The 14,469-nt window shown below is 67.2% G+C and carries 11 protein-coding genes, 1 tRNA gene and 1 other RNA gene; 3 read left to right on the top strand and 10 right to left on the bottom strand.

Going from position 1 to position 14,469, the window contains the following annotated elements:
- Window positions 1-132: 132 nt before the first annotated feature.
- From ACIQ7H_RS07465 to ACIQ7H_RS07425, 9 genes are all read right to left on the bottom strand, one after another.
- Window positions 133-477, bottom strand: coding sequence for a histidine triad nucleotide-binding protein (locus ACIQ7H_RS07465; protein WP_395789963.1), 345 nt, complete (start codon window positions 475-477; stop codon window positions 133-135).
- A complete protein-coding gene (gene recR, locus ACIQ7H_RS07460) occupies window positions 474-1,097 on the bottom strand; it encodes a recombination mediator RecR (RefSeq protein ID WP_395789961.1) in 624 nt (207 codons plus the stop codon). The genes ACIQ7H_RS07465 and recR overlap by 4 nt, the downstream gene beginning before the upstream one ends.
- A gap of 18 nt (window positions 1,098-1,115) precedes the next feature.
- Window positions 1,116-1,439 (bottom strand): YbaB/EbfC family nucleoid-associated protein, encoded by a 324-nt coding sequence (locus ACIQ7H_RS07455; RefSeq protein WP_395789959.1) that lies wholly within the window; start codon window positions 1,437-1,439, stop codon window positions 1,116-1,118.
- 222 nt (window positions 1,440-1,661) lie between these two features.
- Window positions 1,662-4,628 carry a TonB-dependent receptor domain-containing protein gene (locus ACIQ7H_RS07450; RefSeq protein WP_395789957.1) on the bottom strand — a complete coding sequence of 989 codons (2,967 nt, stop codon included), beginning with the start codon at window positions 4,626-4,628 and terminating at the stop codon, window positions 1,662-1,664.
- Window positions 4,629-4,997: 369 nt separating this feature from the next.
- A complete protein-coding gene (gene dnaX / locus ACIQ7H_RS07445; protein WP_395789955.1) occupies window positions 4,998-7,046 on the bottom strand; it encodes a DNA polymerase III subunit gamma/tau in 2,049 nt (682 codons plus the stop codon).
- 335 nt (window positions 7,047-7,381) lie between these two features.
- An RNA gene (gene ffs, locus ACIQ7H_RS07440) (signal recognition particle sRNA small type) lies at window positions 7,382-7,478 on the bottom strand.
- Window positions 7,479-7,572: 94 nt separating this feature from the next.
- Window positions 7,573-7,665: transfer RNA gene (locus ACIQ7H_RS07435), tRNA-Ser, on the bottom strand.
- A 63-nt stretch (window positions 7,666-7,728) separates the two neighbouring features.
- Window positions 7,729-8,496 (bottom strand): MBL fold metallo-hydrolase, encoded by a 768-nt coding sequence (locus ACIQ7H_RS07430; protein WP_395789953.1) that lies wholly within the window; start codon window positions 8,494-8,496, stop codon window positions 7,729-7,731.
- The gene (locus ACIQ7H_RS07425; protein ID WP_395789951.1) at window positions 8,493-9,260 is read right to left on the bottom strand and encodes a 3-deoxy-D-manno-octulosonic acid kinase; all 768 of its coding nucleotides are present in this window, start codon (window positions 9,258-9,260) and stop codon (window positions 8,493-8,495) included. Before ACIQ7H_RS07425 ends, ACIQ7H_RS07430 begins: the two co-directional genes overlap by 4 nt.
- Window positions 9,261-9,427: 167 nt before the next feature.
- Here ACIQ7H_RS07425 and ACIQ7H_RS07420 point away from each other — a divergent pair, with 167 nt between their 5' ends.
- Both ACIQ7H_RS07420 and ACIQ7H_RS07415 read left to right on the top strand, forming a co-directional pair.
- The gene (locus ACIQ7H_RS07420; RefSeq protein ID WP_395789949.1) at window positions 9,428-10,168 is read left to right on the top strand and encodes a glycosyltransferase; all 741 of its coding nucleotides are present in this window, start codon (window positions 9,428-9,430) and stop codon (window positions 10,166-10,168) included.
- Window positions 10,169-10,314: 146 nt separating this feature from the next.
- On the top strand, window positions 10,315-11,277 hold the full coding sequence (locus ACIQ7H_RS07415) for a diguanylate cyclase domain-containing protein (protein ID WP_395789947.1): 963 nt from the start codon (window positions 10,315-10,317) through the stop codon (window positions 11,275-11,277).
- A 264-nt stretch (window positions 11,278-11,541) separates the two neighbouring features.
- Here ACIQ7H_RS07415 and ACIQ7H_RS07410 read toward each other — a convergent pair whose 3' ends face one another.
- The gene (locus ACIQ7H_RS07410) at window positions 11,542-12,948 is read right to left on the bottom strand and encodes a class II fumarate hydratase (RefSeq protein WP_395789945.1); all 1,407 of its coding nucleotides are present in this window, start codon (window positions 12,946-12,948) and stop codon (window positions 11,542-11,544) included.
- Window positions 12,949-13,059: 111 nt separating this feature from the next.
- On the opposite strand from ACIQ7H_RS07410, the gene purB reads away from it, so the two are divergent.
- Window positions 13,060-14,469 carry an adenylosuccinate lyase gene (gene purB / locus ACIQ7H_RS07405; RefSeq protein WP_395789943.1) on the top strand — a complete coding sequence of 470 codons (1,410 nt, stop codon included), beginning with the start codon at window positions 13,060-13,062 and terminating at the stop codon, window positions 14,467-14,469.

The following is a 14,469-nucleotide window of genomic DNA, read 5'->3' as shown; positions in this document are numbered from 1 at the left end:
CGACTGCCGACCACGCGCAACCGCGACATCGACAGCTTGCTGCCGATCGAGGGCTGGGCGCCGATCTGCAACTGAGGCTCAGCACGGCGAGTGGGGAAGCGGTAGGTGGCTCGGGCGGACGCATACGAACGATCAGCCCGGCGGCCAGGTCATCTGGCGCCCGGCCAGCAGGTGCAGATGGATGTGATAGACCGACTGGCCGCCGTCGCGATTGGTGTTCATCACCACCCGGTAGCCCTGCTCGGCGAAGCCCTCGCGCTTGGCGTAGTCGGCTGCGCCTTTCAGCAAACGCCCCGCCAGCTCGGTGTCTTCGAGCTGCAGATCGTTGAGCGTGGCGATCGGCTTCTTGGGAATGAACAGCACGTGCACCGGTGCCTTCGGCTGGATGTCGCGGAAAGCCAGCACGTGCTCATCCTCGAACACGATGTCGGCCGGAATCTCGCGACGGATGATCTTGTCGAACAGGGTCTCGCTCATTGCGATGCTCCAGAACTGGTGGGATCAGACGACTCCACGGCGTGGCGCGAACCGAACGCATGCGCCAGGGTGCCGCGGTCGATGTACTCAAGTTCGCCGCCGAGCGGCACGCCGTGCGCCAGACGGCTGGCGCGAACGCCGTGCTTGCGCGCCAGCTGGGCCAGGTAGTGCGCGGTGGCTTCGCCCTCGACGGTGGCACTGGTGGCGATGATCAGCTCGCGCACCTCACCCTGCGCCAGACGCTCGGCGAGGCGATCCAGGCCCAATTCACGCGGGCCACGGCCATCCAGCGGTGACAGCCGTCCGAGCAGCACAAAATACAGCCCGCGATAGCCGGTGGCGGCTTCGATGGCGACCTGGTCGGCGGGCGTTTCCAGCACGCACAGCTGGCTGGGCTCACGGCCGGCGCTGGCGCAGATCACGCAGATCGGATCCTCGCTGAAGGTGCGGCAGCGCTCGCAGTGGCCCACCCGCTGCATCGCGGCCTCCAGCGCCTGCGCCAGCCGCTTGCCGCCGTCGCGATTGCGCTCCAGCAGCTGGTAGGCCATGCGCTGGGCGGTTTTCTGGCCCACACCCGGCAGCACCCGCAGGGCGTCGATCAGTTGTTCAAGCAGGGCCATGGCAGCGCCGGGTCGGGATCAGAACGGCAGCTTCATGCCGGGCGGCAGCGGCATGCCGGCGGTGGCCTGGCTCATCCGTGCCTGCGAGGCCTCATTGGCGCGATTGACCGCGTCATTGAAGGCCGCGGCGATCAGGTCCTCCAGCATCTCGACATCGTCACCAATGGCGGCGGGGTCGATGTGCACGCGGCGCACTTCCATCCGCGCGGTCATGGTCACCTTGACCATGCCGCCACCGGCCTGGCCGCTGACTTCGACCTGGGCCAGTTCTTCCTGGGCCTTCTTCAGATCGTCCTGCATCTTCTGAGCCTGTTGCATCAGGCCGGCGAGAGGTCCGCGCATGGAGAGTCTCCGAGGTTGTGCGTGGTGACAGCCGCAAATCGCGGGCTGTGGGGCGGCCTAGTGTAGCGGCCGGCACGCGCCTGCCGAAGCGCAACCACAGTTCGAGGAATGCGCCGACCAAACGACACGAGGCCGGCGCAAGCGCCGGCCTCGTGGGTGTTGCCGCATGACGCGCCTTGCAGCAGCGAATTGCTGCAAAGCGCGCGTGCGAGGAAGCGACGATCAGAACGTCACGATCGCGCCCACCCGGAAGAAGCGACCGACGTTGTCGTACAGACCATCGTTGGCACCGGTGCCGAAACGCGCCGGCGGCAGCTGCTTGTCGAAGGCGTTGTCGATACCCGCGTAAACCTCGACGCCCTGCTCGAAGCGGTAGCTCGCCTGCAGATCGTGATACGCGGCGGAGCCGTTGCGGATCGGCGCGACCTGACCGGGGTTGCTCTGGAAGCTCTCCAGGGCGACACGCAGCACGCCGTCAACATGACGGGTCTCCCAGCTCGCCCGCCACGGACCGTGGCGATAGCTGGCCGACAGGTTGGCACGCCAGCGCGGGTTGCCCTCGGTGGTGACTGCTTCGACGAACTCCTGCGGGAAGTCCTGGAAGGCATAGCTGCGCACCTTCAGCAGACGGGTGCCGAGGAAGCGCACGTTGGCATCGCCGCCGAACGCCTCGAAGCGGTAGTCGGCCTCGATGTCCACGCCTTCGCGCACCGAGCGGGCCAGGTTCTCGCTGAACGCGGTCCAGCTGTAGATCGCGTACGGCGCCCAGGCGCGGCCCGCCGAATCCACGAAGCCACTGGCGCCAGCGCGCTGGATCGCAGCGCAGAAGGGGTTGTTGATCCCACCCGGGGCATCCACGCAGCGGTTGGCATTGATCTGTGCGGTCACGGCACCGATGGCGTCGGTCAGGTCGATTTCCCACCAGTCGAGGCTGAGGCCCAGACCATCAACGAACTCCGGCTGCCACACCACGCCGAACGAGGTCGTGGTGCCGACCTCTTCGCTGAGGTCCGGGTTGCCGCCCGAGAAGCCCGGACGGCTGGAGCTGACGGCGTCCTCGAAGCCCGCCGGCACGCCCAGCGCACGGCAGTTGGCGGCACGCTGGGTCGGATTGGCGGCGTTGGGGACGTTGCGCGCGCTGCACGGATCCGCAACGACGGCGAAGCTCGCCGACTGCGGATTGAACAGCTCGTTGATGCCGGGGGCACGCACCGAGCGAGCGCGGGTGCCGCGAACGCGCAGGCCGGGCATCACGCTCCAGTCGAGTCCGAGGCGCCAGGTGCCGGTGGAACCAATGGTGTCGTACTGGGAGTAGCGACCGGCAAAGTCGAAGGTGAGCGACTCGACCGCCGGCAGGTCCGCAAGCACGGGCAGGCTGAGCTCAGCGAAGGCTTCCTTGACGTCGTAGCTGCCGCCGCGGCTCGGAATGGCATTGAGGAAGGTCAGGCCGAGCGCCGACAGCGGGTCGGTGTTCTCGGAGCTCTCCTCACGGCGGTATTCCAGACCGCTCGCGAAACCCGCGCTGCCGGCCCAGGTCTCGAACAGGAAGGGATTGTTGACCGAGCCACCCACCACGGTCTGGCTCAGGCTGGCCTCGTTCAGCGAGCGCGCGTTGAACCAGTCGGACGCTTCGGCGCTGACGGCGCCGTTGCCGAAGATGCTGAACGGCACGCAGCCGGTGCGCGCGAACGCCGAGTAGACCGAGCCCGTGTGCGGGTTGATCGCGTTGGGGTCGAGCGTGGTGCGGCAGACGGGGTTGCCGCGGCTGTCACGAACCACGTCCAGACCCGCCTGGAAGCGCTCGTTGATGCGATTCGCCGAGTTGATGCGATCCACCGTGGTGCGGCCGTGGACCGCCGCCACTTCATACCCCCAGCTCTCGCCGAAGTAGCCGTCCATGCCAGCCACTACGCGGAGGGTCTGGCGCTCGGCCTCTTCACCGCGACGACCGGCATCTTCATTGAAGCGGGCAACGCGGATCAGCTGGCGACCCGCCTGCTCGTGCAGCTGGCGCAGCTCATTGCTGACGTAGGCGTTGTCGAGACGGACGACCAAGCCGCCGGTGCTGCCATCGGCGCTGATCTGATCGAACGAGGGCTGACGCTGCGACTCGGAGTTGCTGCGCGAGTACTTGCCCTCGAAGAAGGCGCGGTGGTTCTCGTTGATCTCGAAGTTGAAGAAGCTGTTCAGGCTGAAGCGATCCAGCGCAGGCTGCAGCTCGGTGGTGGAGGCGAGATCGAGGTAGTCGCAGTTGACGCACTGACCCGCGTCGCGGGGACCATCGAAGCGCTGGCGGCGGAAGCTGCCATCCGCGTTGAACACGTAGGGCGTGCCGCCAACCACGAAGCGCCCGCCATTGGTCTGGGTGAGCAATCCACCCGGCCCCTGCAGGACGCGCTGCGGGTTGGACTCGCTTGCAGGCCGCGACGGATCAAATGCCGGGTTGGGCACCAGCACGAGGCTTTCGCGACCGACGCGGCGCTCGCTCAGACCGAGGTTCGACTGCGAGCTGAACTCGACCGAGAACGCCGCCGAGCCGCGGCCATCAGAGAAGTTGTTGCCGCCGGTGAAGCTGGCGAAGCTGCGCTCGAAGCTGCCCTCGTCCGCCACGCCGTGCTGGGCACGCGCTTCGAAGCCCTGGAAGTCGCGCTTCATGATGAAGTTGACCACGCCGGCAACAGCGTCAGCGCCGTACACCGCAGACGCGCCACCGGTGATGATCTCGATGCGGTCGATCAGCTCCACCGGGATGGTGTTGACGTCCACCGAGCTGGAGCCGGGGCTGGAGCCGACGTGGCGGCGACCGTTGACCAGCACCAGCGTACGCGCCTGACCCATGCCGCGAAGGTCCAGCTGGCCGAGGCCGACGGTGCCGATGAAGCGGCCGGAGTTGGCGCTGGTGAACGTGCTCTGCAGCGCCGGCAGCGAGGCCAGAAGGTCGGCGGCCGTCTCGGCGCCGGAGACGCGAATCTCGTCCGAGGTGATGGCAGTCACCGGCGACGGGGTGATGAAGCCCTGGCGCGTGATGCGCGAGCCGGTGACCTGGATCTGATCCAGCACCAGCTCGGCTTCGTCCGCGGTGTCCTGCGCGTGCGCTGCGGTGGTACCGAGGCTGAGAATGGCGAAAGAAAGGGCAAGACCGAGCTGGCTGGCGCGCAGCTCAGCGACGTACTTCAGAGTGTTCTGCATGGGGGCTTTGTACCTGGGGGGAGGAACGAACTCCCAGCACCGAGGGGCGCTGGGAGCGCGAACCTTAGGACCCAGGCGTTAACTCAATCTTAATGTCTACCGGTGGACTGGGACTTTCGTCCTTGACATTCAACAACCTTGCTGAGCACCGACCGCTCCAGCAGATGACGCATCCCCGCCGCGCAAAACCCAGAGTGCGCGAAGAGTCCCTGACACTCTCGCGAGTGCACCGCTGCGCGTTCCAGCCAAGGCCCCGTGCGCGAACTCACGGGAGTCTGGTGTACCGATCGAACTCGCAGTTCGCGCAGCGCCTTGCCGCCACCGGCGTTCAGCGGCGACCGCAGTAGGCGTGTGGCTTTTCACGTGATCTCAGTCGAGCGGGCGAATGGAATCCGACACGAGGCGCAGGCCGTGGTGGTCGATCAATCGGCGCACCGCCGGATGGGCGTTGAAGGTCTGCTCGGCCTCGGCCTGGCGCTCGCCGCGCTGGCGGTGGGTGCGGGCGTGCAGGCTTTCGCGATCAAGCTGCTCAGCGATGAACTCGATCCGTGGCTCAGCGCCCAATGCCGCGCCGAGCTTCTGCGCCAGCGCCTGGATCGCGTTCTCCATACGCAGGTGCTCAAGCTTCGCCGGCAAGCTGAGTTTGATGCGGATGCCGTCATAGCCGGCGAACACCGAATGCGCAGCCAGTTCGCGCACCGGCCCGCCCAGACCGCAGCGCTCCTGCAGATCCAGCCAGTCATCGTGATCCAGCAGCCGCGCGGGCGGATCGGCGACCGCACTGAGCTGCGAACGCGGGCGCTCAGCCGACGCCTCGCTCGGGTTGATGGGCGTGTTCGGCTCGTCGCGCCTGTTCGACTCGACGCGCGCACTCGGAACATCGACCTTGGTTGGCCGCAGGTTCGTTTCGTCAGTGAACCTGTCGGCCTGCGTATCAATGCCCGCTTCGGCGGCGCTGTGCCAGGGCGGTGACTCAGCCTCCCACGACGGTGCGTGCTCAGGCGCTGGATCGCGCAAGGCGTGTATCCGCGCTGGCGGAAGCTCGGGCAGCGGCTCGATGCGCGCCGGTTCGGCGACGCGCAGCGCCGCAGCCGCCGCGCCACCGCGGGCGGCCAGCGCGGCCATCACCGGTGAGCCCATGGCGGCGCGCGGCGCATTGCCGGAACCGGAACGGTCGTCAAACACCGCGCTGAGCTTGGCCATGGCCTCGGCTGCACCGGCGGGCGCTGCACGTGTGGCCGCGGGCGCTTCCGCACTGCGGGGCGACGCCTCGCCACGCACCGGCGCGACGGTCGCGGATCGGGCTGCCGCGCGCGGTGCGCTCGGCGCGACCTCCGCATCGAAGCTGGCGAAGGCCAGCATGCGCAGCAGGGCCATCTCGAAACCGATCCGCTCGCTCGGCGCCATCGGCAGCTCGCGGCGCCCCTGCAGCGACATCTGGTACCACAGCTGCACGCGCTCGGCCGGCACCTGCGCCGCCAATCCATGCAAATCAAGCCGATCGTCTTCGGGCGCCGCAGACGGCACCAGCTGGGTCAACTGCAGGCGATGCAGAGCCTCGGCCAGGGCATCCAGCGCGGCGCCGAAATCCGGCGCGAACGAGGCGACGGTTTCGATGGTGGCGAGCAGGCGTTCGCCGTCGGCCGCCACCAGCGATTCGACCAGCGCACCGACCTGGGCGCGATCGACGGTGCCGAGCATGGTCCGCACTTCAGCCTCGCGCAGCGCGCCGCCGCCGTAGGCGATCGCTTGATCCAGCAGCGACAGGCCATCACGCAGGCTGCCGTCCGCGGCGCGGGCGAGCTGGGCGATCGCTGGCGCGTCGGCATCGATGCCTTCAGCGGCGAGGATCGCGGTCATCTGGGTGCGGATCTGCTCGATCGTCAGCCGCTTCAGGTTGAACTGCAGACAGCGCGACAGCACGGTCACCGGCAGCTTCTGCGGGTCGGTGGTGGCGAGCAGGAACTTGACGTGCTCCGGCGGCTCTTCGAGCGTCTTCAACAGCGCGTTGAAGGCGTTCTTCGACAGCATGTGCACTTCGTCGATCAGATACACCTTGATCCGCCCGCGCGCCGGCATGTACTGCGCGTTGTCGATCAGCTCGCGCACATCATCGACGCCGGTGTTCGACGCGGCATCGATCTCCAGCAGGTCGACGAAGCGGCCGGCATCGATGTCGCGACACACGGTGCACTCGCCGCAGGGCTCGGCACCGGTGCCCTGCAGACAGTTCAGACTCTTCGCAAAAATGCGCGCGATGGTGGTCTTGCCGACACCACGGGTGCCGGTGAACAGAAACGCGTGATGCACCCGCCCGACCTCCAGCGCGTGCGTGAGCGCACGCACGACATGCTCCTGCCCCACCAGTTCGGCGAAGCGGCGCGGTCGCCATTTGCGGGCTAGAACGAGATAGGACATGCGGGTTTGGCCATGCGGCGGAGCAAGCCCGGGATTGTGCCATGGCCGGCCCGTGGGGCCGGCCGGGATTGGGGATTCGGGATTCGGGATTCGGGATTCGCCGAAGGTCGGCTACGTCCCGGCGTCAGCGCTGCGTTGATGCCACCGAGGCTAGGCGCGCTTGGGCTTTCGCCACGGCCAAACACCGTCGATGCCCTGGCGGAGGGAAGACCGCCAGTCTCCACACCTCGCTCGATTCCCGATTCCCGATTCCCGATTCCCGATTCCCGATTCCCAGCACCAAAAACACAAAAGCCCGCATCAGCGGGCTCTGGTGTTTCTGCGAGGGTGGCAGCCCCCGCCAGCGTTACTCCGGCACCCGAATCAGCTACTACCGTTGCTCCCTTCCGGGCCTGGCGGGGTTTGCAGCCTATCGTCGCGGAGGCACCAACGGGAGCCACCATAGTTATCGCTGGGTGACCGCCGGCGTAGACGGGTCAGCGGCCGCTTGGAGGGCGGCGTGCAGTTCTGATCGAGCGCATGAAACTGGCGGAGAGAGAGGGATTCGAACCCTCGATACGGGGTTTAGCCGTATACACACTTTCCAGGCGTGCTCCTTAAACCGCTCGGACACCTCTCCGGGGTTTCACGCGCTGCACTGCAGGGCGCGGAGACTAGCCGTTTCGCGTTGGATCCACAAGCCTCATCGCTGCGAAGTCGGCCCCGGCGACGCCACCGACAGGCGCTCGCCGGGCTGCAGTACGCGGTGGCCGCGCGCTGCCATGACCGCGCCCTGTTCGGCCGAGCCGTAGTGATACAGGGCGAGCCGCGCCAACAGTTCAGCCGGGTATTCACGCTCCAGATCATCCAGGCCCGAATGCGAGGGATTGCCGACCAGGCCGCAGTCGTGAGCGATGGTCTCGATCGAATACTGCGCCAGCTGCTCCGGGATCGGCCGGGTGTCGCCGGTGTAGACGAAGCTGCCGCGCAGCGCCAACCCGAAGGCGGTGTCGGGCTGATGGTGACGCACCGGAAACACCTCGAAGCTGAGCCCGGCATGCCAGAAGCTGCGCGAGACCGGAATCAGCTGGAACGCATCCCAGTAGTTCGCACCGCCTTCGGCCAGCACGCCGGGGTAGTCGGCCAGCCGCGCCTGCAGCAGGGGCACCACCGGTGCGGGCACGTACAGCCGACAGCGGCCGCGGCGGGCCTCATCGAAGTACAGCCGGAAGAACAGCCGCTCCATGCCGCCGATGTGATCGAGATGCGTGTGGGTGATGAACAGCGCCAGCGGCGGTTCGCCGTAGTGCGCGAGATAGGCGCTCAAAGCCTCGGTGCCGCAGTCGATCATCAGCCGCGGCTGGCCGTCCTGCTCCAGCACTGCCGAGGCCGAGCCGAGCTCGACCGCCGCGCTGCTGCCCACGCCGAGAAAACGCAGCGCCCAGCTGCCATCGTCTGCCACCGCACTCATGCCGACGCCACCGCCTGCGGATCGCCGCCGGCATCGACATAGCCCGCGCTCAGCGCCGTCCACGCCGTCGCCAGCGCGGCATCACGCAGGCCGAGCTTGCGCAGCGAGCGCTGCAGGCGCTGCAGGTTGGCGGCCTGCCAGGTCGATGCCGGCGCACGCAGCTCGCCGCGGTCGAAGTCCAGCAGCCAGTGCGCGCCGTGTGCATCCAGCAGGATGTTGTGGGCATTGAGATCGGCGTGAAAAGCGCCGGCAGCGTGGAAGCGCTGCAGCAGGCGGCCGAGCGCGGTCCAGTCGAAGCTGCTCGCGCGGCCGGCGGCGAGCTCGGCAGCAAGCGTCGTGCTGTCGGCGATGGCGAGGGTCATCAGATCCGCGCGATAGAACAGGCCATGGCGACGGTAGCCTGCGGCCAGCGGCGCCGGCACCGGAAGACCCTGTCCGCGCAGTCGGGCCAGCAACCTGAACTCACGAAAGGCACGTGTGCGCGCCTCGCCGGTCCACAGGTAGAGATCCTTGTTGAGCCGCCCATACAGGCCGCCGCGACGGTAGTGGCGGATCACTGCCTCGCCGAATTCGCCGCGCACGAAACACACCGCGCCGCGACCGCCGCGGCTGGCTTCCATGCGACCGCGCTGAGCCCACTGGCCGGGATCGAGCAGGCTGCGCTCGGCCTGCGTGATCAGCGCCTGATCAAACAGAAGGGCGCCGGCGGCATCGGTGACACGCGCTTCCTGCACGGGCGCGTGAGCGGCAGTGGCTGGGGACATCGGGACAGCACTCGAAACGGGCGGCGGCCGAGTGTAGCAAGCGCCCCGCAAGGCTCCAGCCGACAGGCCGGGAAGGCGCCGCGTGTATCATCCCCGCCCGATGCAGCGAGCGGCCGCAGGCGCTCGCCCCACTCTTCAGACCCACCAACACGGCAGCCTAGAACGCTATGAATCCGGTCAACGTCCTGTGCATCAAATGGGGCACCAAGTACGGCTCCGAGTACGTCAACCGGCTGCACTCGATGGTCGCGCGCCACCTGCATCGGCCGTTCCGTTTCGTCTGCCTGACTGATGACCGCGCCGGCATTGATCCGGCGATCGAGGTGCACGATATCCCGCAGGTTGGCTTCAAGGATTTCGACGAACGCCTGCCCTGGAGCTTCGGCCACGGCTGGCTGAAGCTGACCAGCTTCAAGCGTGAGCTGTACGACCTGCAGGGCACCACCCTGTTCATCGACCTTGATGTGGTGATCGTCGACAGCATCGACTGCTTCTTCGAGCAGCCCGGCGAGTTCGTGGTGATCAAGGAATGGGACAAGCGCGACGACACCGGCAACACTTCGGTGTACCGCTTCGAGATTGGCGCGCATGCCGACGCGCTTGAATACCTGACAGCGAACAAGGACAAAGCGCTGTCCGAAGTACGCAACGAGCAGGAGTTCATCACCGGCTTCCTCGGCCGCCAGGGCAAGGTCAGCTTCTGGCCGGACAGCTGGTGCCGCAGCTTCAAGCGCCACTGCGTGCGGCCGGGAATCCTGTGCTGGTTCCAGCCGCCGCGGCTGCCGGAAGGCGCGAAGATCATCGCCTTCCACGGCAAGCCCAACCCGCCGGATGCCATCGCCGGAGTCAGCGGCAAGTGGTATCGCAAGGTGTTTCCGACCCAGTGGGTGGCGGATCACTGGCGCTGAGGCTCAGTTCACAGCCACGCACGGCCTGGCTATGGCAAAAGCGGTCGCACGGAACTTGCAGAACACCCGCCACTGAAGGGCCGCAGCGCCCAGGCGGAGATACCGGTGTCGAAATTCCAACGCCTTTCGATTGAGGACGCTCTGCGGTGAGGGCGCTCGTCATCGAGGATTCGCGCACCAGCCAGGCGATGATCTCGCACCTGCTGCGCGAAATCGGCATCGAGCCGCTGCAGGCGGAGACCGGCGCGCGCGGCTTGGTGCTGTATCACGAGCGGCGTCCCGACCTGATCCTGCTGGACGTTGAGTTGCCTGACATCGACGGCATGGAAGTGGCCCGGCGCATCCGCTCCAGCGAGGGCCCGGGTGAGTGGACGCCGATCGTGTTTCTGACCGGTCGCACCAGCGATTCCGACCTCGAAGCCGGGATCGCGGCCGGCGGCGACGACTACCTGATCAAACCGATCAACCCGGTCGTGCTGACGGCCAAGGTGCGCGCCATGCAGCGGATCGCGCAGATGCGCGACAAACTGCTCGAAACCACCCATCAGCTCGACCAGGTGAATCGAGAACTGATGCGCCTGTCGGCCATGGACGGACTGACCGGCCTCGCCAACCGCCGCCATTTCGACACCGTGCTCAAAAGCGAGTGGGAGCGCGGCAGCCACCGCCGGCACCCGGTGTCGCTGCTGATGTGCGATGTCGATTTCTTCAAGCCCTACAACGACAGCTATGGCCACCTGCAGGGCGACGAATGTCTGCGCCGCATCAGCAGCGCGCTGCAGTTCGCGATCCGCCGGCCGTGCGAACTGGCGGCCCGCTACGGCGGCGAGGAGTTCGCCCTGCTGCTGCCGGAGACCACCGCCCAACAGGCGCTGGAAATCGCCGAGACCGTACGCGCCAACGTCGAGCGTCTGGCAATTCCACACGCGCAGTCGCCCAAGGGCATGGTCAGCATCAGCCTTGGCGTGGCTACGCGGGTGCCGAACGGCCAGCTGCCGCCGGAGCGCCTGATCGGCTTGGCCGACAAAGCTCTGTACATCGCCAAAAAGAGCGGCCGTGATCGCGCCGCGCAGGCCGTCGGGGGTGCCGGGGAGGCCGTCGCCAGCTGAGTCAGTCACACGTTGGCAAGCGCTGTGATGCTGAGAGATGCAGCCGGCTCGAACAGTCGCTGTGGTGGCGCTGATTCCACGCGTTACAGACCGCCGATACAGCGGATCACTGCTCTGAGGCATTGGATTGCTGTCGAAAGGCCTGGCGAATAGCGAGCGCGCGTGCAGGCGTCAGCCCATGTGCCGGCTGAGCAGCCCGATGAGATGCCGATCTCAACGTCACGCAGCCCGACTTTTGAGCTCGCGCAGGTCGGCGCCGATTGCTCAGCCGCCCGCGCCGACACCGCCCGAACCCAGTCCGCCCCGAGTCAGCTGCAGCGGGTCCAGCAGCGGGGCGAGCTGCTCCGCCGACCCGCCGGTGACTTCCATCGCCACTTCCAGCAGCGGCCGGCCTTCCACATAGGCGCGTTTGGCGATCTCCGCACCCTTGGCGTAGCCGATCAGCGGGTTCAGCGCCGTCACCAGGATCGGATTGCGCGCCAGCGCCTGCTCGATCCGATCCGTGCGCACCCGAAACCCGGCAATCGCCTTGTCGGCCAGCAGGCGCATCGCGTTGGACAACAGCTCGATCGACTGCAGCAGCGCATGCGCCACCAGCGGCAGCATCACATTGAGCTGGAAGTTGCCGCTCTGCGCGGCGATTGAGATCGTCACGTGCTGACCCATCACCTGGGCGCACACCATCGCCACCGCCTCCGGAATCACCGGGTTGACCTTGCCCGGCATGATCGAGCTGCCCGGCTGCAGCGCCGGCAGCTCGACTTCGCCAAGGCCGGCCAGTGGGCCGGAGTTCATCCAGCGCAGGTCGTTGGCGATCTTCATCAGGATCGCGGCCAGCCCGTTCAACTGCGCTGACAGCGCCAGCGCGGCGTCCTGCCCGGCGATGCCGACGAACAGATTCTCGGCCGGGCGGAACTTGATGCCGGTGAGTTTCTGCAGCGCTCGACACGCACGCTTGCCGAAAGCCGGATCGGCATTGATGCCGGTGCCGATGGCGGTGCCCGACAGCGGCAGAAAGCGCAGCCGTTCGGACTCCTGCTCGATCCGTTCGCGCGCCAGGCCAAGCTGCGCCTCCCAGGTGCCGAGCTCCTGGCCGAAGGTCAGCGGCATCGCGTCCATCAAATGAGTGCGGCCGGTTTTGGCGACGCCGTCGAGCCCGGCGGCGCGCTTGCCCAGGGTCTTGCGAAGCAGCTTCAGCGCCGGCAGCAGGGCCTCGCGCAGGGCCTGCGCGGCGGCGATCTGGATCGCACTCGGCACCGCGTCGTTCGAGCTCTGCGCCATGTTGATGTGGTCGTTGGCCGAGACCGGGCGCCCTAGGCGCGCCGAGGCCAGCGTCGCCAGCACCTCGTTCATGTTCATGTTGCTGGAGGTGCCCGAACCGGTCTGGAACACATCGACCGGAAACTGGTTCGCGTGCTGACCCGCGATCACCTCGCCCGCCGCGGCTGCAATCGCCTCGGCCATCGCCGCATCCAGCAGGCCCAGCTCGGCATTGGCGGTGGCGGCGGCGGACTTGATCGCCGCCAGCGCGCGCAGAAAACCTGCCGGCATGGCCAGGCCCGACACGGGGAAATTCAGCACCGCGCGCTGAGTCTGCGCGCCCCACAGCGCCTCGGCCGGGACTTCGAGTTCACCCAGGCTGTCGCGTTCGATTCGGGTCTTGCTGCGCATGCCGATCTCCGCACGGGTGGGTTCGTGATCCTACCCCCGCACGCCGCGGCACGGCGGCCCGGGCGGGCGGCCTGTAAACTTCGCCGCTGCCCTCCAAGCCTGTCGAGCGCCATGTCCTCTGCCCTGTCCGCCCTTACCGCTCTGTCGCCCGTCGACGGCCGTTACGCCAGCAAGGTCGATGCCCTGCGGCCGATTTTCTCCGAGTACGGGCTGATCCGCGCCCGCGTGCGGGTCGAGATCGAATGGCTGCTGGCGCTGGCCGCCGAGCCGGCAATCGTCGAGCTGAAGCCCTTCTCCGCGGCCGCCACCGCCCGCCTGCGCGCGCTGGCTGCCGAGTTCTCGATCGACGACGCCGAGCGCGTCAAGGCGATCGAGCGCACCACCAATCACGACGTCAAAGCGGTCGAGTACTTCATCAAGGAACGCCTGCGCGACGGTGCCGACCCGGCGAACGAAGCCGCTGTCGCGACCGCGGCCGAGCTGGGCCCGGCGCTGGAATTCGTTCACTTCGCCTGCACCTCGGAAGACATCAATAACCTCAGCTACTCGCTGATGCTGGCGGAGGCGCGCAGAAGCGTGCTGAAGCCCGCCTTGGCCAAGCTCGAAGCCAAGCTGCGCGAACTCGCGCACGCCCATGCCGAGCTGCCGATGCTCTCGCGCACCCACGGGCAAACCGCCTCGCCGACCACCGTTGGCAAGGAAATCGCCAACGTGCTGGCGCGCCTGCGTCGCCAGCTCAAGCAGTTCGATGCGGTCGAACTGCAGGGCAAGATCAATGGCGCGGTCGGCAATTACAACGCGCACGTGGTGGCCTACCCGGACGTCAATTGGCCGGCGCTGTCGCAGCGCTTCGTTGAAGGCCTTGGCCTGGTGTTCAACCCCTACACCACCCAGATCGAACCGCACGACTGCATTGCCGAGCTGTGCGACGTGCAGCGCCGGATCAACACCATCGGCATCGATTTCTGCCGCGATCTGTGGGGCTATATCTCGCTGGGCTATTTCAAGCAGGCGGTGAAGGCCGGTGAAGTCGGCAGCTCGACCATGCCGCACAAGGTCAATCCGATCGATTTCGAAAACGCCGAGGGCAATTTCGGTATCGCCAACAGCCTGCTCGATCATTTCGCGATGAAGCTGCCGATCAGCCGCTGGCAGCGCGATCTGACTGACTCCACTGTGCTGCGCGCACTCGGCACGGCGTTCGCGCATGCGCTGATCGCCATCGACGCATTGATGCGCGGCCTGAACAAACTCTCGACCGACCCGGACCGCCTCGCCGCCGACCTGGACGCCGCCTGGGAGGTGATGGCCGAGCCGGTGCAAACGGTGATGCGCCGCCACGGCCTGCCCAACCCGTACGAGCAGCTGAAGGCGCTGACCCGCGGCCACGGCATCAATGCGGATTCGATGCGCGCCTTCATCGCCTCGCTCGACATGCCCGAGCACGACAAATCGCGCCTGCTGATGATGACGCCCGGCGACTACACCGGCCTCGCTGCCGCGCTGGCGAAGGCGATCTAG

This window comes from Aquimonas sp., assembly GCF_044377145.1.
In the GTDB taxonomy this organism is placed as follows: Bacteria; Pseudomonadota; Gammaproteobacteria; order Xanthomonadales; family Xanthomonadaceae; genus Aquimonas.
The sequence above is the reverse complement of the archived record's forward strand: the minus strand, read 5'-3'. Positions and strand labels throughout refer to the sequence as shown.